This is a genomic window from Streptomyces sp. BV286, from assembly GCF_019090165.1.
Classification (GTDB): Bacteria; Actinomycetota; Actinomycetes; order Streptomycetales; family Streptomycetaceae; genus Streptomyces.
Window position 1 is genome coordinate 45,775 of the sequence record NZ_JAHRIB010000141.1, and the last position, 19,065, is coordinate 64,839.

Sequence of the window (19,065 nt, forward strand, 5' to 3'; positions counted from 1 at the left end):
ACAGCTGAACTGTGAGAGCGCTCTCATGGAATGGCGGGGCAAAGCCTAGCGAGGGATACCGGTCAGGTACATACCAAAAACAGCCGTTGTCGGAGACATCGGCCCGGCCGCCCGGCGACACCCCTCCCGTGAGGCCAATGAGGCCAACTCACTGGTTCTACCGGAGACTTGGGTGACCTGAAAAAGTATCGGAAGAAGTGGGGGACAGGTGTCCTCGTCGGATCACCGGGCGAGGGGGATGCCGTACGCGCGCTCCACACGGAGCCGCAGGACGAGACGGCTGTCGCGGATCATGGCGGCCCGGTAGTCGTCCCAGTCGGGGTGTTCGCCCTGCACGTCCCGGTAGAGCCGGATCAGCTCCTCCACGGTCTCGTCGCGCGGGTCGCGGGCCACCGGCGAGAGGTCGGCGACGCCGTCGGCGACGGTGTAGGCGGACCTGTCCGCGCTGGTCACATGGTAGGAAACACGCGGATCCCGGCGCAGATTACGGGTCTTGGCGCGTCCGTCGGTGAGCGAGACGCGCACGATGTGTTCATCCGGGTAGTACGCGTGGTTGACATTGGACAACTGCGGGCGCCCGTCGCGCCGGAGCGTGGTCAGCACCCCGCCGTCGTACTCGGAGAGAAGCGCGAGCAGTGCGTCCTGGCTGGTGTCATGCGTCATGCGCTGCTCAACGCCCGTGACAGCAGCGGGCATTCCGGCCCGGCCCGGCGAGTTCATGCGTAACGCGTGCGCGCAGGGGTACTGCGGGAAGTGGTGGCGCGGCGACCGGAACCGTCGCGCCACGTGCTCCATCACGCCCTTGATGCCGTGGAGTTCCCGGGGCCCGCCTTCAAGAAGCGGTGCAGGAACCGATTGTTGGAGGCGAAAGACCCTGCCGGTCGCCCAAGTCCCCCAAGTCACCCAAGTCCGAAGTCCACCAAGCCGTCCGAGTGGGCAGGATCATTGGTCGTGGCGGCCTGACGAGTTCCTCATATGTGTCCGTCAGGGTCGACACATGACCACAAGCTTGCGCGGTGCCGCCCGCCGTCCCGTCGCCGTTCTCGCGGCCACCCTTCTCCTCGCCGGCTGCGGCGGGGGAGCGGCGGCGACGCCGGACCGTGAACCGGGCGTGATGGCGACGACGGCGGGCGCGGACAGACCTGCCCCCGCGCCCCGGGTCTCCCCGGACGTGGCACCGCGGCACCTGCCGGGCCTCGGCCCCAGGACGATCGCCCAGGTGCCGTCGAAGACCAGCCAGGCACTCGTGGTGACCGGCCAGGGCCGGAACTCCCCCCTGTCGACGGCGGTGTTGTACGAGCGCACGGCGTCCGGCTGGCGGGCCGGGCCCAGTTGGCCCGCGCACAACGCCCTCAAGGGCTGGACCGGCCACCACCGGGCCGGTGATCTCCGCTCACCCGTCGGCGTGTACGCGCTCACGGACGCGGGCGGACTCCTCCCCGACCCGGGCACCCGCCTCCCGTACGACCGCTCCGGCGGCTTCTCCATCGGCGGCACGGGCTTCGAGGGCGAGCCGCTGGCCGGCTCGTTCGACTACGTCATAGCCATCAACTACAACCGCGCGCCCGGCACCACACCCCTGGACTGGACACGGCCCCTCGGGGCGGGCCGGGGTGGCGGCATATGGCTCCACGTCGACCACGACGGCCCCACGCAAGGCTGTGTCAGTCTGCGGAAGAACCACATGAAGGCCCTGCTGCGCGCCCTGGACCCGGACCGCCGACCGGTGGTCGTCATGGGTGACGCGGCCGCCCTCGGACGCTGAGCGGCACCGAACCGGCCCGAGGAGGACCGGGGGCGCCGGGCGGGGCGGATACCGGACGAGACGCGACCGCCCTCCGGGTGCCCCTCATCGCTCAACTGCGAAGAGCCTCGTCGAGCTGGTGGTAGAGCGTGTCCAGCCGACTGCGGCCGGGGCTGCGGGCCGGCATCCGCCGCACGAGCTCGCGAACCTCGGGCGGGGCGTGCTCGATCGCCCGTCGGATCTCCTCGTCGCCGACCCCGGCGTCGTCCCCCGCCGCCAGCTCACGGGCGAGCGCCCCGTACACCGCGGGAGCCAGGGCGTGCTTCGACTGGTGAGGGGTGGCCAGGGGGTGGATGTAGGGAGTTGCCGCCGCGTAGCACGCGGCGCGGGCGGCCGCCGTGGCAGCCGGGTCGCCGACCTCGCGGGCCGCCGCGTGGGCCGCCCAGCCGAGAGACCGCAGCCGGGCCGTCCGCCTCCCCTCGCGCACGAACGCCCGGATGCCCTCGATCGCCTCACGGGGACGGGTGTCGGCGGGAGCCTTCGCTTCGAACAACGGGAGCACCGGCTCGACCCGGTCGGCGGCCCAGAGCCCGAGCAGCCGACGGTCCTCATCACTTATGTTCACCTTGTCCACCGGCTCATCATGCCCGTCGGGACACCTCCCCGCCGCCGCCGGCCGCGCCTGCGACCACCCGCCGACCGTGTCCCTACCAGCCGGTTGTGAGGAAGGTGTCAGGGCGTGGGAAGCCCCTCACCCATGGTTCACCAGGGCTCGGAGCGCCTAGCATCGGGCCTCGTGTGCGCACACGTGATGGTTGCCGAGGACGACGAGAAACAGGCCGAGCTGATACGCCGCTCCCTGCTGAGCGAGGGCCACACCGCCACCGTGGTCCACGACGGCGGGGCCGCGCTCGAGGCCGCCCGGGAGCGCCGGCCCGACCTCGTCGTCCTGGACCTGATGCTCCCGGTGATCGACGGCTTCGGGGTGTGCCGGGCGCTGCGCCGCGACGACGACATCCCCGTCCTCATGCTCACCGCCCGCTCCACCGAGGAGGACATCCTCCTCGGCCTCGAACTCGGCGCCGACGACTACATGACCAAGCCGTACAGCCCGCGCGAGCTGATGGCCCGCATCCGCACGGTCCTGCGCCGCAGTGGGCGGCAGACCGCCGGGCAACGCGACGACCCGGTCGTACGGGCCGCGGGGATCGCCGTGGACCCCGTACGGCACGAGGTGACGTGCGACGGATCGCCGGTGGACTGCACACCGGCCGAGTACGAGATCCTGCTGGCGATGGTCGCCGAGCCGGACCGGGTCTTCTCCCGGCAGCAGTTGCTGCACCGCACCCGGGGGATCGACCGGGCCTCGACGGAGCGGGCGGTCGACGTGCACATCATGAACCTGCGCAAGAAGACCGAGGCTGATCCGCGCAGACCGGTCCGGCTGCTGACCGTCTTCGGGGTGGGCTACAAGCTCAGTGGGGCTCGCGGGTGAACCGCCCGATACCGCTGCGCAAGAGACTCCTCGTACGCCTGTTGATCACGTCCGTGCTGATCGCCATCTGCTCCGTGGCGGCCACGGCCTGGCTGGCCGTCGAGACCACGACCCGGGCGATCCAGGAGGAGCAGGGGCAGGTACTGGCCGAGGACATGGACATCCTCCGGCAGCTGAGCGGGTACGCGGCCACCCACCGCGACTGGACAGGCGTCGAGGAGACCCTGCGCGCCCTGTCGGACAAGACCGGTCGGCGCATCGCCCTGACGACCCCGGACCGCACCCCGATCGCGGACTCCACGAAACGCGGCACGACCCTGCCGCCCCGGGCCGCCGCCACGGTCGACCCGCTGCACACCGACACCTTCACCGAGCCGGGCGCGCAGCTCACCGGCATCGATCCGCGCGCGGTGGGCCCCTACCGGCTCACGCCCACGGAGCGCGAGCGCGTGACACTGCTGGCCCAGAAGCGGCGGCAGTGCTTCGCGAACAACGGCGTCGAGACCCACATCACGCGTCTGCCCAGCGGCCGTTCCGTCCTCACCGACGAGGACGGGACGATCGACGGGGGCCAGGTGCCGACCCCCTGCGCGGACGGCCTGCTCAACACCCCGACCCCGACGGAGGAGAAGGCCCTGGCCGAGCTGACGACGAACGCCGGGAAGTGCCTCGACCGCACCGACGTGAAGCTCACCGCGCCCCTCGCCGTCACTGTCGCCTTCAAGGACCGCTCCATGCTGGCCCGTTACCTCGTGCAGAAAAATCCGACGGTCCGTGACAGCACCCCCGAGCAGGTCGAGAAGGTAGAGGAGTGCGTCGACCGGGCACGCCGTCAGCAACTGGAACCGTATGTCGCCCCGGCGGCCGAACTGTTCCTGGGCCACGGCGACAGCGCCGTCCCGCACTTCGACATGTCGACCGCCAACAAGGCCAAGGTCACGGGCGTCGCCGGTCTCGTCCTCGCCCTCACGGTGGCCGTGACCGCCCTGGTCGCCACGCGTCTGGTGCGGCCCCTGCGCGCGCTGACGCACGCCGCCCAGCAGCCGCCCGAGCAGCATGTACGCGTTCCCGTGACCACCCAGGACGAGACGGGCATCCTGGCGGTCGCGTTCAACGACCTCACCGAGCGCCGGGAACGCATGGAGGCACAGCGCAAGGCGATGGTCGCCGACATCGCCCACGAACTGCGCACCCCTCTCACCAACATCCGCGGCTGGCTCGAGGTGACCCGCGACGGCGTGGTCGACCCGGAACCGGAACTGCTCGCGTCCCTGCACGAGGAGGCGCTGGTCCTCCAGCGGGTCATCGACGACCTCCAGGACCTCGCGGCGGCCGACGCGGGCACCCTCGCACTGCACCGCGAACCGGTCCGCGCCGACGAACTGCTCGAACAGGTCGTCGCGGCACACAGCGTCGCCGCCGAGGCCGCCGGAGTCGGCCTGCGCACGGCCGTGGACGGCACCCCCTGGCTCGACGCCGACCCGCTCCGGATGCGCCAGGCCCTCGGCAACCTGGTGTCCAACGCGATCCGCCACACGCCCGCCGACGGCACCGTCACCCTCTCCGCCGGACGCCACGGCGACGAGGTGCGCTTCCAGGTGGCCGACACGGGCAGCGGCATCGCCGCGGGGGACCTGCCCAGCGTCTTCGACCGGTTCTGGCGGGCGGAGAAGTCCCGCAGCAGGCGCACCGGAGGCAGCGGCCTGGGCCTGTCCATCGTGCGCCAGCTCGTCACCGCCCACGGCGGTACGGTCACGGTGACCAGCGAGGTCGGAGCCGGTTCGGTCTTCACCCTGCGCATCCCCGACGCCCGGTGAGTGGTGGCCGGGATACCAGGATCCGCGTTCCTGCTTCCAGGAGAGATCTGGTTGCTCCGGCGTCCCCGGCGCAGTGTGGACCCATGGACAGCACCCAGCAGCCGGAGGTCAGGATCCGTGTCACGCCTCTGCGTCGCCTCATCGGGGGCACGTACGTGCCGCGCGGCAGCCGAGCGGTCTCCGCCCACGGCGACGAGGACCTGTGCACACGGAGTCGGGAGCGGCCCGCCCGGACGGGTGGTTCGCGCGCGGCGCACGGCTGACCCGCGGGACACCGGCGCGGCACGTGCGACCGAGCCCGGCGCACACGAACCGACGGCGGCCGTCCGACACCCACGGGTGTCGGACGGCCGCCGTCGTCCCATGCGAGGCAATCTCTGCGGGTTCGCCCCGGCTGCCCCGTGAGGGGCCCGGCCTCGTCGCGGTGGGTCAGCCCGCCGCTCGGTCCGAGCCGGCCAACTGCCGTACGTCGGGGCGCGGTCGGGGCCGGTCCGAGGCCAGGAGCGCGATCAGCGCCGTCAGGGCCGCCAGCGCGGCGAGCACGGCCGCGAGACCGGCGAGCCACGGTGGTGCGAGCGTCAGATCCAGGGCCCGGGACAGTCCGGACGACCGGACCCGGCCTTCCAGGAGCTGGGCGACGGCGAGTGCCGCGGGCACCAGGATCCCCAGGACGAGCACCGGAAGCGTGCTTCGGCGGAGCAGGGCCAGACCCACCAGGACGCACAGACCCGCGGCGCCGAGGGCGAACCCGTACGAGGTGATCGAGGCACCGTCCCGCTGCGGCGGGAAGTGGGCCGCACCGCACACCAGGAGCGCCAGCATCGCGACCCAGCGCGGCCAGGCGGGGGAGTCGCCGTTCCTGGCCGTCCGGCCACGGCGGGTCCGGGGCGCACCACCGATGGCGACCGGGCCGGCCGCGGCGAGGAGCGGGTCCCCGGCAGGCGGCCTGCTGGTGGACGAGGCCGCACGCTTCGCGCCGGGAGCCGGTTCCGCCCGCTCCTGCGCCGCCGACTCCGCCCGCTGCCGCTCCTCGCGTACGTCCTGCTGCTGGGCCATGCGGCCGATCAGCTCGACGAGTTCCTCGACCGGCCGGCTGGTGGCGGCCGCCCGCACCGCGGCCTCACCGCAGTGGGGCTCCAGCGGAGGCCGGTGCAGCAGCGCCATCAGCCGGGTGACGTCCTCCACGGGCCGGCCCTCGGCGGCCGCGCGGATGGCCTCGTCGGCGCTGTCGGCGTTCCTCGGCGGCCGGGTCAACAGGGCCACCAGCCGCGTGACGTCCTCCACGGACCGGTCCGTGCCGACCGCCCGCAGCGCGTCGACCGTGGCCCTCGCGTAGGCCGGTGACTGCTCCAGCAACTCGATGAGCTGGACCACCTCGTCCAGTGGCCGGTCGGCCACGGCCGCGTGCACCAGTCCGTCGACCGGATCGACGTAGGCGGGGTCGGCGTGGTCGGCCGGCTCGGGGTGCGGGTCGTCGGCCTCGTCGGCGGGATGGGCGTACCGGTGGTCGGCCTCGTCGGGACCGGCGTAGCGGTGGTCGGTCTCGTCGGCGGGGTCCGGGTACGCGTGGTCGGGCTCTTCGGCCGGGTCCGGGTACGGGTGGTCGGCCTCGTCGGCCGGTTCGCGGTACCGGTCACCGGTCTCGTCGGCCGGTTCGGCGTACTGGTGGTCGACCGTGTCGGCGTATCGCTGATCAGCCCTGTTCGTCGCCTCGTCCGGCGCCGCGTGCCAGGGGGCGGCGACCGGTGGTGGGGGTATGGGGGCTTCGACCACGCTCTCAGGGGATATGCCAGGTCGATCGGAGTCGAAAGGCGAACGGGTTGTCATACTCGGCTCCCTACCAGGGGTGCAGTCGCTGTCGTGACCCGGACGTGCGGCCCGAGAGTTGCTGTTCGACCTTTCTAAGCGCCCGCGCGAAAGGCCGCCAACGGGACGAGGCACACGTGTGACGCGGACGGAACCGGCCAGGTCACGGCCTCAGCGGTCGGGCGTCCCGTACAGCCACAGCCGCAGCAGACGACTGAGCCCCGGCATGATCACGTACGTCAGGAGGGGAAGCAGCACGACCGGGAAGACGGCGGCACGCAACGGCAGCGGCCACGAGGCCGTTCCGGGCGCCGCCAGCCACTGGACGAGGAACGTCAGCGGGTAGGCGCCCACGAAGGTGGTCAGGACCATCTTCCAGCGCGGCGGGGCCTGCACGGTCGTGCCGGGCAGACGGAACCAGCTCTCCATCCCGGTGGTCGACTGCCGTTCGTCACGTACCTCGGTGGCGATGCCCTCGATCCGCGCGTGCCACCGCGCCCGCTCGGGCGAGGTCAGCCAGGCGGCGAGGCGCTGCGGATCGGCGAAGCGGAGCACCGCGTGGAACCGGTGCCCGGGCTCCGGGCGCAGCCACGAGATCCCCTGGCTGCCGGGGAACCGCGAGACGCAGTCGGCGACGCCCCGGGTCCACTCCTCGAATTCGGCCTCCCGGCCCGGGCGTACCTGCCAGGTGAAGACCGTGGTGACGGGTTCGGCGCATGGTGCCTGTGTCGTGGTGCTCATGGCCGCGACGGGTTCCATGCGCACCGCGAGTCATGCAGGACAAGGACGCGCGAAGGCGGTTCAGCCGTCTGTGTCGTGCGTGCCCGGGGCGACGATCTCGTCCAGCGCCCTGCGTACGGCCTCATAGGTGTGCCCGCGCAACTCGGCGTCCCGTGAGCCGTCAGGATCGCCGGTCCTGAGCTCTTCGCTGCGCGTCTTCCACGTCCGCTCCTCCTGCCCGGCCCAGGAGCGGGCCCGCTGGATGCGGCGCAGGAGTTCGTCGGAGTCCACCACGTCGGTCATGGGGGACGGGTACCCGCGGAACCCGGTTCGACAAGTAGGAATTCCGTGTTGTGTCGCAATGCCAGGGGGACGCGCGACACGAAGAGGGCCGCCGACCGTCCCGAAGGGAACGGCCGACGGCCCTCTCACCTGGCTCGACCAGGGTCCTGTACTTCCGGCGGATCAGGGTGCCGGCAGCGCGGGCAGCTTCGGCAGGCCACCGCCGAGGAGCCCGGTGAGTACCCCGAGCAGGGATGTCAGGACCTTCGGCACCGCGGCGACCACCCCGCCCACGTCGAGCGAGGTCAGCGACGAGAGCAGACCACCGAGGGCCGACTGGAGCCCGGCCACCACGTCCGACACGGGGTCGGCCGCGGCCGCCGACGGCGCGGCGCGGTCCGTGCCCTGAAGCTCCAGTCGGAGGGAGGCCGCCGCCTCCTCCACGGCCCGGGCGTGCTCGGCGGCCTCGGCCGCGCCGAGCGGGCTGTTCCCCCGCTCGGTCAGGTCGGTCAGCGCGGTCAGGAGAGGAACGAGAGCGTCACCGTGCTCCGCCTGGGCCGGCAGGCGCAGGCGCTGCGACGTCAGGTCCGCCGGGGAGAGCGACAGCTCCGCGACGCGGCTGTCCGCCGCACCGGGCTGTGTGTCGACGACGGCAGCGGCCGAGGCCACCGGGCCGAAGGCGAGCGCGGCGCAGACGAGGGGCGGGAGGAGCAGCCCGCGGGATACCAGGGCGCGCATACAGGTTCCTTTCCAGAACGGCTGTCTTTGCGCCCACCGTGGGAAACCCCCCAGCCTGCCGCAACCGGTCACGCAGCGACGACAGGGTCACGAAACTCGGCCACCACCTCTCCGACCAGGGCGTTTCCATGTCCGGCACGCCCGCTCCCGGCGGGCTGCGGCGTACGGCCGTCGGGGTGCGACAACAGGACGCAAGCGGATCACCTGCCGCTGTCCTCGGCGAGCGTGTGCGCGACGAGCGCGTTGGCGTGCCCGTGGCCGAGGCCGTGCTCGGTCTTGAGCCAGGTCACCAGCTCCATGTGCTTGGTGAGCGGCGAGGAACGGATGAGGTCCTTCCAGTGGGCCACGGGATGGCCGTACTTCTTCTCGATCGAGGGGAAGTAGCTCGCGGGCCCCTTCACGGTCTCGCTCATGTCTGTGTCCCGTCCTCCGGTGCTGCCTGTCAGGTTGTCGCAGTCTTCGACCGGTGCGGGGGCAGAACATCATCGCTTCCCGCGTGTGACCCGCGTCACCGCCCTCTCCGCTGTCGCCGCGCGCGTCCGCCGACGGCTGGCTAGCGTGAGAGGCACAGCCTTCAAGGACGAGGGAGTCGCAGTCATGGCCGCACGACCTGAGGGAACACCCTGCTGGGCCGACGCGATGTTCGGCGATGTCGAGGGAGCCAAGCGCTTCTACGGTGAGGTGCTGGGCTGGACGTTCGGCGAGTCGTCGTCGGAGTTCGGGAACTACACGCAGGCCTACGCGAACGGGAAGGCCGTCGCTGCCGTCGTGCCGCCGATGCCCGGCGCGGAGGGCCAGTCGGCCTGGTGTCTGTACCTCGCCTCGCCGGACGCCGCCGCCACCGCGGGGAAGATCCGCGACAACGGCGGCCGGGTACTGATGGAACCGATGCAGGTCGGCGACTTCGGCACCATGGTGCTGGCCCAGGAGCCGAGCGGCGCCGTCTTCGGCGTATGGCAGGCGGGCGTCCACGAGGGCTTCGAGGCGACGGCCGTCCCGGGCGCGTACTGCTGGGCGGAGGTCTTCACCAGGGAGCCCGAGAAGGCGGATGCCTTCTTCTCGGCGGTCTTTCCCTACCGTGTCCGGCAACTCCTCCATGAGGACATGGACTTCAGGCTCTTCGACCTGGGCGAGGAGACGGTCCTGGGCCGGATGGAGATGACCGACGACTTCCCGCCCGAGGTCCCGTCCTACGTCAACGTCTACTTCACGGTCGACGACTGCGACGCGGCCGTCGCGAAGGCGACCGAGCACGGCGGCGTGCTGCGGTTCGGCCCGATGAGCAGTCCGTTCGGCCGCTTCGCGGCGCTGAGCGACCCACAGGGCGCCTTGTTCTCCGTGATCGACGTCTCCACGACCGAGGGCGAGATGCCGGAGATCTCCGACGTGTCCTGACCGGCAGGTCCGCCGGGGCGGCCGGGGTTACGGCTTGCGGCCCACCGCGCCATAGGCGTCCACCACCGAGCCGGGGGAGTCCGGGCGCCAGCGGGTGACCTGGGCGACGCCGGGTTCGACCAGATCCAGCCCTTCGAAGAAGCCGGCGATCTCCTCGATGCTCCGCACGTGGTACGGGACGGCTCCGCTGGAGTTGTACGCCTCCGAGGCGGCGATCATGCCTTCGCTGGTGGCCGTGCTGTCGCTGATCACCAGGCAACTGCCGGACGGCAGGCCGGACATGAGATGGGCGACCAGTTTCCGGGCCTCGTCGTAGTCGGCGACATGGCCGAGGGTGTTGAGGATCATCAGGGCGACGGGCCGGGACAGGTCGAGCGTGTGAGCCGCCGCTTCCAGGATCGCCGCGGGCTTGTAGAGATCGGCGTCGATGTACGCCGTCCGGCCCTCGGGCGTACTGGTGAGCAGGGCGCGGGCGTGCGCGAGCACCATCGGGTCGTTGTCCACGTACACGATCCGCGCGTCCGGGGCCACCCGCTGGGCGACCTCGTGGGTGTTGTCGGCGGTCGGCAGCCCCGTGCCGACGTCGAGGAACTGCCGGATGCCCTGTTCGAGGGCGAGGTGCCGGACCGCGCGTCCGAGGAACTGACGGCTCGTGCGTGCCACATCGGCCAGGCCGGGGAAGATCTCCTTGATGTGGTCCCCGATCTCCCGGTCCACCTCGTAGTGGTCCTTGCCGCCCACGAAGTAGTTCCAAAAACGCGCGGAGTGCGGCTTGTCCGTGTCGATCCGGGCCCGTATCTCGGCAGCGGCGGCGAGCTGGGGTTCCTGGTCGGTCACGGGAGTGCCTCCTGGCTGTCGACTGTCGGCCGTAGCCCGCCAACCTAGTCGAACAGTCCGTCCGGTTGCCGGTGTACCGGCAGGTCAACAGGGGTGCACCGGACGGGTTTCGGCCACACTGGGATACGCTCGAACTCCTGATCGGCAGTGGGTGTGCAAGGAGGAGGACACATGGCGGTGGAGGTGAGCGACGCGCCCGAGGCGCGGCGCTACGAGGCCCGGCTCGACGGAGCGTCCGCGGTCGCCGGTTTCGCCGACTACATCCGGACGACGGAACTCATCGCGTTCGTCCACACCGAGGTGAGCCCCGAGTGCGAGGGCAAGGGGGTCGGTTCCGCGCTGGTCCGGACCTCCCTCGACGAGGCGCGCGCCGCCGGCCTGAGGGTGCTGGCCACCTGCCCCTTCTACGCGGGCTGGATCGCCCGGCACCCCGAGTACGGCGATCTGCTGTACCAGGCCCGCAGCCGCGTCAGCGACTGAGAGGCGGCCCGGCACCCGGGCTCACTGTCCCCGGTGGACCGACGGCTGCCAGCCCAGGGCCGGGCCGAGCACGGTCGCGATGTCGGTGAGGATCTGGACGTAGTCGTCGTGCCCGAAGGTGAAGGGCAGCGCGAACGCGACCTCGTCGATCTCCCGGAACGCCGCCTGGGAGTAGAGCCGTTCGGCGATCTCGGCGGACGTCCCGACGAGGTCGGGCGCGAACATCATGCGTGCCGGGCCCTGGGGCGCGGCGGTCCGCGGGGTCCGCTCCTCGGCGTACGCCTCGTACTTCGCGCGCTGTTCGGGGGTGGCACTGTCGGTGGGGATCACGACGAGCCCCTGGGAGACGCGGGCGCTCTCCCCGTCGGGGTGGTGGGCCCGGAAGGCGCGCACGTGGGACAGCTGGATCTCGGCGAAGTCCTCGGACTCCTCCGCCTTGACGACGCTGCTGGTGAGGAAGTTCATCGCGTGCTCGCCGGCCCACCGGGCCGACCGCAGGCTGCCACCGCCGTACCACAGCCGGCGACCGAGACCGGAGGCGTGCGGCTGGACGCGGTCCGAGAACGTCTCGAATCCCACGGCACCGCTGAAGTCGGTGGCCGGTTCGCCCCGCACGAAGTCCAGCAGCCGGGCCACCCGGTCGTGACCGAAGTCCTCGGCGTCGGCGGTGCCGGGATACAGCGCGTCCTTGACCTGGTCGAAGTGCATCGGCGGTCCGACGCTGACACCCGGGTTGAGGCGCCCTCCGGACAGGATGTCGACCGTGGCGAGGTCCTCGGCCAGCCGCAGCGGGTTCTCCCAGCCCAGGGGGATGACCGCGGTGCCGAGCTCGATACGGGTGGTGCGCTGCGAGGCCGCGGCCAGGACGGCCACGGGGGAGGAGATCCCGTACTGGAGATGGCGGTGGCGCAGCCACGCGCTGTCGAAGCCCAGCCGTTCGCCGAGTTCGATGATCTCCAGCGTCGACTCGTGGCCGGTACGGGGGTCGGCCTCGTCGAACAGGCCGATGGTCAGGAAGCCCAGCTTCCGCAACGGTCGTGAGGGCAGCGGCACGGGGCTCCTCCTGCGTCCGGGGCGAGTTCTCTCGAACTCCGGGCCGAGCGCATTCTCGCAGCCGATCACCGGGGCCGGCGCTCGCGGGGGCTCCTGCCGGGGCGGCGACGGCCGGGGCCGCGCCGAGGGTGTCAGTCCAGGATGTGCCGCAGGTAGGCCTGCGGGTCGGCGAGGTAGCGGCGCCAGTGGTCGACCAGCGCCAGTTCCCGCCAGGCCACCCGCCGCATGCCGTGGTCGCCGACCTCGATGATGTCGGCGCCCGGCAGCGCGGTCAGCACGGGAGAGTGCGTGGCACAGACGACCTGGCCACCCCGGCGCGCCAACTGGTCGAGATGGCCGAGCAGTTCGAGGCACGAACTGAACGAGAGCGCGGCTTCGGGCTCGTCCAGCACATACAGGCCGGGCTGGTGGAACTTCCCCCGGAACGCGGCGAGGAAGCCCTCGCCATGACTGACCGAGTCCGGTGCGAACCCTTCCCGGTCCAGTGCGTCCATGGCTGTTTCGGCCCGGAGGAAGAAGCCCTTGCGGGCCGACCAGCTGCCGAGCATCCGCCGCCCGTGCGCCGCGGCGTCGAAGCGGATCCGCTCGCCGAGCTCCGACCTGGACCGGGAACTCGCGTAACGCCAGTCGTGCGAGCCGCCCCAGGAGTCGAGCCCGAAGCCCTCCGCCAGGGCCTCGACCAGTGTCGACTTGCCGGAGCCGTTCTCACCCACGACGAAGGTCACCGGCGCGGTGAACCGGATCCCGTCCGCCAGCAGCCCGCGCACGCAGGGCACGGACCAGGGCCATTCATCTTCGTCGTACGAAGCCACATGTGCGTACGCGCGTTCGATGATCACGCGTCGAGTGTTCCACAGGGCGGCCTGGGACCGCGAAGGCGACTGCCGGGCTCTAGCGCTCGTCCTTGGCCTCGGCCTTCTTGTCCTTGATGCGGGCCGTCTCCTTGCGGACCTCGGCCTGGGTGGCGCGCTCCTTCTGGAGCCACTCCGGAGAGTCCTGCTTCAGCGCCTCGATCTGGTCCGTGGTGAGGGCGTCCGTCACGCCGCCTCGGGCGAGCCCCGAGATGGAGACGCCGAGCTTCGCCGCGACCACCGGCCTGGGGTGCGGGCCGTTGCGCCGCAGCTCCTGCAGCCACTCGGGCGGATCGGTCTGGAGCGCGGTCAGCTCGGAGCGCGAGACGACACCCTCCTGGAACTCGGCGGGTGTGGCCTCGAGGTACACACCCAGCTTCTTCGCCGCGGTCGCGGGCTTCATCGTCTGGGTGTTCTGGTGCGACGTCATGCCGTCAAGGGTATCGAGCATGTGAACCAGCGCCGACCACGACGGGTAACCTGGCCAGGTGACAGGCTCGGAAGAATCCCCTTCGTTCCGGCTCGCGTATGTCCCGGGAGTGACGCCCAGCAAGTGGGTGCGGATCTGGAACGAGCGGCTGCCCGACGTTCCCCTGACTCTCCTCGCGGTGTCCGCCGCCGAAGCCCTCGGTGCGCTGCGCGGCGGAGACGCCGACGCGGGTTTCGTCCGGCTGCCGGTCGACGGCGAGGATCTCAGCGCGATCCCCCTCTACACGGAGACGACCGTGGTGGTCGTCCCCAAGGACCACGTCGTGGCCGCGGTGGACGAGGTGACGGCCGAGGACCTGGCGGACGACATCGTGCTGCGTCCCCTCGACGACCCCCTCGAATGGGAGCGTCCGCCGGGCCGCCCCGCGATCGAGCGCCCCGCCACCACGGCCGACGCGGTCGAACTGGTGGCGGCCGGAGTGGGGCTCCTCGTCGTCCCGCAGTCGATCGCCCGCCTGCACCACCGCAAGGACCTCACCTACCGGCCGGTCACGGACGCCCCCGAGTCGCGGGTCGCCCTGTCGTGGCCGCAGGACAGGACCACGGACCTGGTGGAGGACTTCATCGGGATCGTCAGGGGCCGGACCGCCAACAGCTCACGGGGCCGCTCGCAGACCCCCGCCGAGCCGAAGGCCGCACGGTCCGACAAGGCGGCCCGCTCCGACAAGGGTGCGGCCCGGCACAAGCCCGCCGCGGGCCGGGCGACCGGCAAGAGCCCCCGGCCGGGCGCGAAGAACGCCAAGGGAGCCAAGAAGGGCAAGCCCCGCCGCCGGTCGTAGCGGCGTCGGAGGCTACGGCGCCTCGTCCGTGTCGCGGACGAGGCCGGCCACGTGGTCGGTGATCGTGTCGAGGATGTCGGCCCACGCCCCGTCGTCACCGAGCACGAGGAAGTTGAGGGTCAGCCCGTCCGTCATGGCCGCCAGATAGCGGGCCAGCGCCGGGACGGGCACCCGGAGGTCGAAGTCCATGTCGCGGCTGAGCTGTTCGATCAGTTCGGCGTAGGCGTCGGAGTACAGCTCGTACTGCCGTCGTGCCAGGTGCTCGAATCCCGGCTGGCGCAGGGCGTACTGGGTCAGCTCGTAGGTGAGCATGTGCTCGCCGGGGTGCGCGGACACATGGTCCCAGTAGGCCTGGAAGCCGGCCGCGACCGTCTCCCGCAGCGTGGCCCTGGGCCGGATGGCCTCGCGCACCACCGTGACGTAGTGACCGGTGATCGTCTCGATGACGGACTCGATCAGTGCCTGCTTCGAGTCGAAGCAGTAGTGGAAGACACTCAGTGACACGCCCGCCTCGGCCGCGATGGACCGGGTCGTCGTCCTGGGGACGCCGTCCCGGGTCATCGCGCGGATGGCCGCTTCGGTGAGCTGACGGCGCCGTTCGGCCGACGGCATCCGTGCCATGAGGTCCCTTTCGTCGTCGTGGGCGTCAGTTGCTGTAGACGCCCACCTCGTGGAGGGAGTAGCCCCAGTCGGTGCCGCGGTCCAGCCCGTGGACGCGCACGTAGCGGGCGGGCACACCGGAGAACTGAGCCGTGTCCAGGCCGCCGTCCCCGGTGGTGGTGGACCACACCGACTGCCAGTTGCTGCCGTCGGTGGAGACCTCCACACGGTACGACTTCCCGTAGGCGCGCTCCCAGTCGAGAGTGACGCGCTTGACCGTGCTCGTCGAACCGAGGTCGACCCGCAGCCACTGGTCGTCGCTCCAGTCGCTGGCCCAGCGTGTGCCCTGGTCGCCGTCCACGGCCCGGCCGGGCGCGTAGCTCGTGAAGGGGTTCGACTCCGACGAACTGGCCGACGCCGAGGCGCCCTTGGCGAGGTTCACCCCGGCCTTGTGCTTCTCGGACGAGCCCCAGGTGTCGAGGTAGGACTCGGCGCCGCGCGACAGGTCGTCCACGACGTCCTGGCCGGCGACCAACCGGATGTCCTCGATCCAGTCCGGGACGAGTCCGTAGTGAGCGGCGCCGTCGGTGTTGATGTCCCAGGTGCGCCGGCCGGTGGTCTGCCGGTCGATCACGGCGCTCCCGTCGGCGCTGCGGAACGGGTACCGCACGGGGTTCGAGGTGTCAGCTCCCCGCGGGGCGGGCCAGCCGCCGACACCGTTCATGTCGGTGCCGTAGCCGTACCCGACGCCGTACTTGTCGCGCAGGGCCTCCGTGCGCTCGGCCTCAGCGCCGAACTCCTCGGAGCCGTGCATGTACTGGGCGATGAAACCGCCGAGGCGGTAGACCCGCTCGGTCCACTTGAGGTCCATCCAGCTGTGCGAGGAGAGCACACCGGGGTAGGACTCCGCCTCGAAGAGGTCGAGGGCCCGGCCGGTGGCCTTGACGCTCATGTGGTCGATCTCGAGCATCATCTTGCGCTTCATCAGGCCCTGGACGGCGTACTCGCCCAGGTCGGTGAGCCCGCGTTTGTTGCACTGCGCGTCCTCGTCGTACGACGGGACCTCGACGCCCGCCGGCAGTTCGTCCTCGGCGCCCGGTGCCGCCGCGCCCCCGATCGGGTTGTCGCGCTGCGGGCCCTTGCACTTCTCCGTCTGCCAGAAGGTGCCCGTCGACAGGAACTGGCCGACGTTGATCGCAGTACCGAGACCGTGCTCGTCGAAGCGGACCCCGCACAGCGCGTTGTCGAACTTGTGGCACAGGAACATGCTGCGCACGCCGAGGTCGTACAACTCGTCGAGTCCGGCGTCGATGTCGTCCTTGTCGCACTGCGCGATGTCCAGGATCTGCTTGCAGCCGAAGGGCTCGGACGTCTCCACGCCCAGAACGACGGCGAGTCTGCCCTGCTCGACGACCTCGCGGGCCTGTGCGCTGTCGGTGACGATCCGGAACCAGCCCTTGCCCGGACCGCCGTACATCGCGTCGATGTAGTCCTGCATGTCGTACGTCAGCTTCGCCTGCAGCCGGATCGAGGTCATCTCGTCACAACTGCGGTCCTTGAACGGGTAGACGGAGCAGATCACGCCGTTCGTCACGAGGTCGTTGACGAGCACGCGCTGGCCGCCGCGCCAGGCCCGTTCGACCCAGGCGTAGTAGTTCTGCTGGTGGGTCAGCGAGTCATGGGCGGGCCAGTCCTTGAACGTGGGCCAGCCGTCGGGGTCGTGCTTGCCGTCGCCGCCGTTGGTGATGAAGTCGAAGATCGCGAGCGAGCCGTCCGGGTAGTGCTCGGGGCAGTCCTTGAGGGCGTCCGCGACACCCGACTTGGAGAACGGCTTGCCACAGATGAGCCGGCCGCCGAAGGCCTCGTTGGCCATGATGTGGTTGTGCGCGTCGACGAACCCGCGTACCTCTCCCTGGGCGTTGGTGCCCTTGAAGGGTTCACCGGTGACGTTGATCTGGGAGTCGGGCGTGGGCCGCGCGGTCGGGTTCCACCAGTCCGTACCGGCCGCCGAACTGGGCGTGGGGCCGAGCGTCATGGCCATCACGACGAGCAGCAACGACAGGACCGCGAGGGGTCGGCGCCTGCGGTGAGGCTGTCGGGTCATGGTTCATCACCCACGTCTTCGGTTGGGGTCGGCGCAGTCGATGAGCCAGACGGTCAGGACCCTGACGACCCTGTGACGCTTGTCATGACTCGTGCAAACGATGGGACGAGAATCGCGACTGCCGCAGAGAGAGTCAAGAGTCCGGGACGGATGACCTGATGGCTCGTCGGTGGGTCCCGGTGGGCGGGAAGGGCGCGGCGGACGGCGGCCGTTGGTGTCCCGCGCCGGACGGGCCGGTGAACCGCGGGTGTCGCCGCCCCTCTTGACGGCTCATTGGTCCAGTCCTACTTTCCTCCTCAGCTGTTCAAAAGCTCAGTCATCGTTCGTATTCATGAACGGCTTCATCCCCCACACTCAGGGAGCCGACATGCTCACGCGCTTGCGAGCGCTCACCGTGACCGGTGCGGTGTGCGCCTCGACATTCCTGGCCGCGCCCAGCGCCTTCGCCGAAGTGGAACCCGGCGGCTGGACGTCGGTCTCGCCCACCCACACCGTGCAGGAGCGGGGCTGCGGCCAGGTCGACGGCCTGACCTTCCGGCTCACCTGCTCGACGGCCAGTGGAGACCAGCGGGCCGAACGGCGGTACGCCACCTACACCGGAGGCACGCGCCAGTTCGAGGGCTACTTCAGGATCAGCAGCCTCAGCGGCACCCGGATCAGCCTCAAGCAGACCTTCAACGAGTCGGCGGCGGGCCCCTACTTCATGCTCGCCGCCGAACGCGGCGGGCGACTGTACGCGGTCCACGGCGGCGACACCCTCTCCAACGCCGGCACGGTCGGCGCCACCGTGCGCGTCAACACCGTTCACCAGGTGGGCAGTTCGCACCGCACCTACATCAACGGCTCGCTCCAGCACACCTACGCGAGCCCCGGCGGCAGCTTCTACGACAAGTTCGGCGCCTACCGCACCAACAGCGGCAACGGACCGGCCACCGTGGTGTGGAGCAACGTCCGCTTCTGGCGCAAGTAGCGCGGAACCCATGCGAGTCACCGCACGCGGAGCGGCGCCGGCAGCCCTTGCTCCTGCCCTGGTCCTTCTCCTGGGGCTGGTGCTGCCGGCCTGCGACGCGACCCGGACCACGGGCGGGAGCGGAGCCGCGGCCCGGGGCCCCGCCACCGCTAGTCACCCCGAGACTGGTGAGGCCGTCGCCGCCTCGAACGTCGTGCTCGATGCCGAGCGTGCCTCGCCCACGGACATCGACCTGCACTGGCGGGGCGGCGGCTCCGGTTCGTCCGGCCACGTCCTCGAATTCGCCACGGACGCCTCGGGTCCGTACACCGTCCTGCGGTACCTGCCGGCCGGGGTGACGAGCTACCGGCACCCCGACCTGATGCCCCGCACCACGTTCCACTACCGACTGCGGGCCGTTCTCGGGCCCGTTTCGAGACCCGTGAGCGTCGCCCTACCCGCGGGAGAGCTGACCGCGTCGGACGAGGAATCCGGCCACGACTGGCTCCCCGCGCGCACGGATCCCGTACGGACCGTCCCGGGCACACCACTGCGCCGCACGGGTGCCGGAGCGCCGACCGCGTTCAAGGCCGTGGTCAAGCATGCGAACGGCATCCTCTTCACCTGGACGGACCACGCATCCGACGAGGAGGGATTCCTGCTGGAGGCCCGCGTCCGGAAGGACTCCGGGTACGTACCCGTCGCGGTCCTCGATCCCGACGTCAATTCCACGGGCCTGATCACCCTGCCCACCGAGAAACGGGGGTCGTACCGGGTCCGCGCCTTCACCCATGGCGCCCCCTCGAACGTGGTCCGGCTGACCACCGGCGACTTCGCCGGTCAATGACAGGCCTGACACGGGAGGGGCCAGGATGGTAGAAGCAGGGCATGACCACTGGTTCCACCCGCACGACCTCCGCCTCCAC

The 19,065-nt window shown here is 71.0% G+C and carries 22 protein-coding genes; 9 read left to right on the forward strand and 13 right to left on the reverse strand.

Annotation, left to right across the window (positions count from 1 at the left end; translation table 11 throughout):
* Positions 1 to 222: 222 nt before the first annotated feature.
* The gene (locus KUF83_RS19980; protein ID WP_217456096.1) at positions 223 to 663 is read right to left on the reverse strand and encodes a PPOX class F420-dependent oxidoreductase; all 441 of its coding nucleotides are present in this window, start codon (positions 661 to 663) and stop codon (positions 223 to 225) included.
* 334 nt (positions 664 to 997) lie between these two features.
* Here KUF83_RS19980 and KUF83_RS19985 point away from each other — a divergent pair, with 334 nt between their 5' ends.
* A complete protein-coding gene (locus tag KUF83_RS19985; RefSeq protein WP_217456097.1) occupies positions 998 to 1,765 on the forward strand; it encodes a L,D-transpeptidase family protein in 768 nt (255 codons plus the stop codon).
* 91 nt (positions 1,766 to 1,856) lie between these two features.
* Here the strand turns inward: KUF83_RS19985 and KUF83_RS19990 are convergent, their stop codons facing one another.
* On the reverse strand, positions 1,857 to 2,378 hold the full coding sequence (locus KUF83_RS19990) for a putative immunity protein (RefSeq protein ID WP_217456098.1): 522 nt from the start codon (positions 2,376 to 2,378) through the stop codon (positions 1,857 to 1,859).
* Positions 2,379 to 2,540: 162 nt separating this feature from the next.
* Here KUF83_RS19990 and KUF83_RS19995 point away from each other — a divergent pair, with 162 nt between their 5' ends.
* The 3 genes from KUF83_RS19995 to KUF83_RS20005 all read left to right on the forward strand — a co-directional run bounded on the left by KUF83_RS19995 (position 2,541) and on the right by KUF83_RS20005 (position 5,319).
* Positions 2,541 to 3,239, forward strand: a complete 699-nt coding sequence (locus tag KUF83_RS19995; protein WP_217456099.1) for a response regulator transcription factor — start codon at positions 2,541 to 2,543, stop codon at positions 3,237 to 3,239.
* Complete coding sequence (locus KUF83_RS20000; RefSeq protein WP_217456100.1) at positions 3,236 to 5,056, forward strand: cell wall metabolism sensor histidine kinase WalK; 1,821 nt, start codon at positions 3,236 to 3,238, stop codon at positions 5,054 to 5,056. The genes KUF83_RS19995 and KUF83_RS20000 overlap by 4 nt, the downstream gene beginning before the upstream one ends.
* 83 nt (positions 5,057 to 5,139) lie before the next feature.
* The gene (locus KUF83_RS20005; RefSeq protein ID WP_217456101.1) at positions 5,140 to 5,319 is read left to right on the forward strand and encodes a hypothetical protein; all 180 of its coding nucleotides are present in this window, start codon (positions 5,140 to 5,142) and stop codon (positions 5,317 to 5,319) included.
* A 166-nt stretch (positions 5,320 to 5,485) separates the two neighbouring features.
* On the opposite strand, the gene KUF83_RS20010 is transcribed toward KUF83_RS20005, so the two are convergent.
* The 5 genes from KUF83_RS20010 to KUF83_RS20030 all read right to left on the reverse strand — a co-directional run bounded on the left by KUF83_RS20010 (position 5,486) and on the right by KUF83_RS20030 (position 9,015).
* A complete protein-coding gene (locus KUF83_RS20010) occupies positions 5,486 to 6,829 on the reverse strand; it encodes a hypothetical protein (protein WP_217456102.1) in 1,344 nt (447 codons plus the stop codon).
* 204 nt (positions 6,830 to 7,033) lie between these two features.
* Positions 7,034 to 7,603: an antibiotic biosynthesis monooxygenase gene (locus KUF83_RS20015; RefSeq protein WP_254644100.1), complete on the reverse strand. Its 570-nt coding sequence runs from the start codon at positions 7,601 to 7,603 to the stop codon at positions 7,034 to 7,036.
* A gap of 60 nt (positions 7,604 to 7,663) precedes the next feature.
* Complete coding sequence (locus KUF83_RS20020; RefSeq protein ID WP_217456104.1) at positions 7,664 to 7,885, reverse strand: hypothetical protein; 222 nt, start codon at positions 7,883 to 7,885, stop codon at positions 7,664 to 7,666.
* 162 nt (positions 7,886 to 8,047) lie between these two features.
* The gene (locus tag KUF83_RS20025) at positions 8,048 to 8,602 is read right to left on the reverse strand and encodes a hypothetical protein (RefSeq protein ID WP_217456105.1); all 555 of its coding nucleotides are present in this window, start codon (positions 8,600 to 8,602) and stop codon (positions 8,048 to 8,050) included.
* Positions 8,603 to 8,802: 200 nt separating this feature from the next.
* Entirely contained in the window at positions 8,803 to 9,015 is a 213-nt protein-coding gene (locus KUF83_RS20030; RefSeq protein WP_217456106.1) for a DUF4287 domain-containing protein, read from the reverse strand.
* Between the two features lie 184 nt (positions 9,016 to 9,199).
* On the opposite strand from KUF83_RS20030, the gene KUF83_RS20035 reads away from it, so the two are divergent.
* Positions 9,200 to 9,997, forward strand: coding sequence for a VOC family protein (locus KUF83_RS20035; RefSeq protein ID WP_217456107.1), 798 nt, complete (start codon positions 9,200 to 9,202; stop codon positions 9,995 to 9,997).
* A 27-nt stretch (positions 9,998 to 10,024) separates the two neighbouring features.
* Here the strand turns inward: KUF83_RS20035 and KUF83_RS20040 are convergent, their stop codons facing one another.
* On the reverse strand, positions 10,025 to 10,834 hold the full coding sequence (locus KUF83_RS20040; protein ID WP_217456108.1) for an SAM-dependent methyltransferase: 810 nt from the start codon (positions 10,832 to 10,834) through the stop codon (positions 10,025 to 10,027).
* Between the two features lie 171 nt (positions 10,835 to 11,005).
* On the opposite strand from KUF83_RS20040, the gene KUF83_RS20045 reads away from it, so the two are divergent.
* Complete coding sequence (locus tag KUF83_RS20045) at positions 11,006 to 11,314, forward strand: GNAT family N-acetyltransferase (protein ID WP_217456109.1); 309 nt, start codon at positions 11,006 to 11,008, stop codon at positions 11,312 to 11,314.
* Between the two features lie 21 nt (positions 11,315 to 11,335).
* On the opposite strand, the gene KUF83_RS20050 is transcribed toward KUF83_RS20045, so the two are convergent.
* The 3 genes from KUF83_RS20050 to KUF83_RS20060 all read right to left on the reverse strand — a co-directional run bounded on the left by KUF83_RS20050 (position 11,336) and on the right by KUF83_RS20060 (position 13,648).
* Positions 11,336 to 12,367, reverse strand: coding sequence for an LLM class flavin-dependent oxidoreductase (locus KUF83_RS20050; protein WP_217456110.1), 1,032 nt, complete (start codon positions 12,365 to 12,367; stop codon positions 11,336 to 11,338).
* Between the two features lie 131 nt (positions 12,368 to 12,498).
* Positions 12,499 to 13,206, reverse strand: a complete 708-nt coding sequence (locus KUF83_RS20055) for an AAA family ATPase (RefSeq protein WP_217456111.1) — start codon at positions 13,204 to 13,206, stop codon at positions 12,499 to 12,501.
* 52 nt (positions 13,207 to 13,258) lie between these two features.
* Complete coding sequence (locus tag KUF83_RS20060; protein ID WP_217456112.1) at positions 13,259 to 13,648, reverse strand: DUF5997 family protein; 390 nt, start codon at positions 13,646 to 13,648, stop codon at positions 13,259 to 13,261.
* 58 nt (positions 13,649 to 13,706) lie between these two features.
* Here KUF83_RS20060 and KUF83_RS20065 point away from each other — a divergent pair, with 58 nt between their 5' ends.
* Entirely contained in the window at positions 13,707 to 14,486 is a 780-nt protein-coding gene (locus KUF83_RS20065; protein ID WP_217456113.1) for a LysR substrate-binding domain-containing protein, read from the forward strand.
* A 12-nt stretch (positions 14,487 to 14,498) separates the two neighbouring features.
* Here KUF83_RS20065 and KUF83_RS20070 read toward each other — a convergent pair whose 3' ends face one another.
* Together KUF83_RS20070 and KUF83_RS20075 are read right to left on the reverse strand one after the other, a co-directional pair.
* Positions 14,499 to 15,107 carry a TetR/AcrR family transcriptional regulator gene (locus tag KUF83_RS20070; RefSeq protein ID WP_217456114.1) on the reverse strand — a complete coding sequence of 203 codons (609 nt, stop codon included), beginning with the start codon at positions 15,105 to 15,107 and terminating at the stop codon, positions 14,499 to 14,501.
* Positions 15,108 to 15,132: 25 nt separating this feature from the next.
* Positions 15,133 to 17,190, reverse strand: a complete 2,058-nt coding sequence (locus tag KUF83_RS20075; protein ID WP_217456115.1) for a discoidin domain-containing protein — start codon at positions 17,188 to 17,190, stop codon at positions 15,133 to 15,135.
* Positions 17,191 to 17,557: 367 nt separating this feature from the next.
* On the opposite strand from KUF83_RS20075, the gene KUF83_RS20080 reads away from it, so the two are divergent.
* A complete protein-coding gene (locus KUF83_RS20080) occupies positions 17,558 to 18,160 on the forward strand; it encodes a hypothetical protein (RefSeq protein ID WP_217456116.1) in 603 nt (200 codons plus the stop codon).
* 10 nt (positions 18,161 to 18,170) lie between these two features.
* Positions 18,171 to 18,986, forward strand: a complete 816-nt coding sequence (locus KUF83_RS20085) for a fibronectin type III domain-containing protein (RefSeq protein ID WP_217456117.1) — start codon at positions 18,171 to 18,173, stop codon at positions 18,984 to 18,986.
* Positions 18,987 to 19,065 lie beyond the last annotated feature (79 nt).

Bases quoted from the DNA above. Each gene is read 5' to 3' on its own strand.
- KUF83_RS20030 (WP_217456106.1), bottom strand. From the start codon at position 9,015: ATGAGCGAGACCGTGAAGGGGCCCGCGAGCTACTTCCCCTCGATCGAG.
- KUF83_RS19985 (WP_217456097.1), top strand. From the start codon at position 998: ATGACCACAAGCTTGCGCGGTGCCGCCCGCCGTCCCGTCGCCGTTCTC.
- KUF83_RS20085 (WP_217456117.1), top strand. From the start codon at position 18,171: ATGCGAGTCACCGCACGCGGAGCGGCGCCGGCAGCCCTTGCTCCTGCC.
- KUF83_RS20005 (WP_217456101.1), top strand. From the start codon at position 5,140: ATGGACAGCACCCAGCAGCCGGAGGTCAGGATCCGTGTCACGCCTCTG.
- KUF83_RS20070 (WP_217456114.1), bottom strand. From the start codon at position 15,107: ATGGCACGGATGCCGTCGGCCGAACGGCGCCGTCAGCTCACCGAAGCG.
- KUF83_RS20015 (WP_254644100.1), bottom strand. From the start codon at position 7,603: ATGAGCACCACGACACAGGCACCATGCGCCGAACCCGTCACCACGGTC.
- KUF83_RS19980 (WP_217456096.1), bottom strand. From the start codon at position 663: ATGACGCATGACACCAGCCAGGACGCACTGCTCGCGCTTCTCTCCGAG.
- KUF83_RS20035 (WP_217456107.1), top strand. From the start codon at position 9,200: ATGGCCGCACGACCTGAGGGAACACCCTGCTGGGCCGACGCGATGTTC.
- KUF83_RS20075 (WP_217456115.1), bottom strand. From the start codon at position 17,190: ATGACCCGACAGCCTCACCGCAGGCGCCGACCCCTCGCGGTCCTGTCG.
- KUF83_RS20080 (WP_217456116.1), top strand. From the start codon at position 17,558: ATGCTCACGCGCTTGCGAGCGCTCACCGTGACCGGTGCGGTGTGCGCC.
- KUF83_RS20045 (WP_217456109.1), top strand. From the start codon at position 11,006: ATGGCGGTGGAGGTGAGCGACGCGCCCGAGGCGCGGCGCTACGAGGCC.
- KUF83_RS20020 (WP_217456104.1), bottom strand. From the start codon at position 7,885: ATGACCGACGTGGTGGACTCCGACGAACTCCTGCGCCGCATCCAGCGG.
- KUF83_RS20060 (WP_217456112.1), bottom strand. From the start codon at position 13,648: ATGACGTCGCACCAGAACACCCAGACGATGAAGCCCGCGACCGCGGCG.
- KUF83_RS20025 (WP_217456105.1), bottom strand. From the start codon at position 8,602: ATGCGCGCCCTGGTATCCCGCGGGCTGCTCCTCCCGCCCCTCGTCTGC.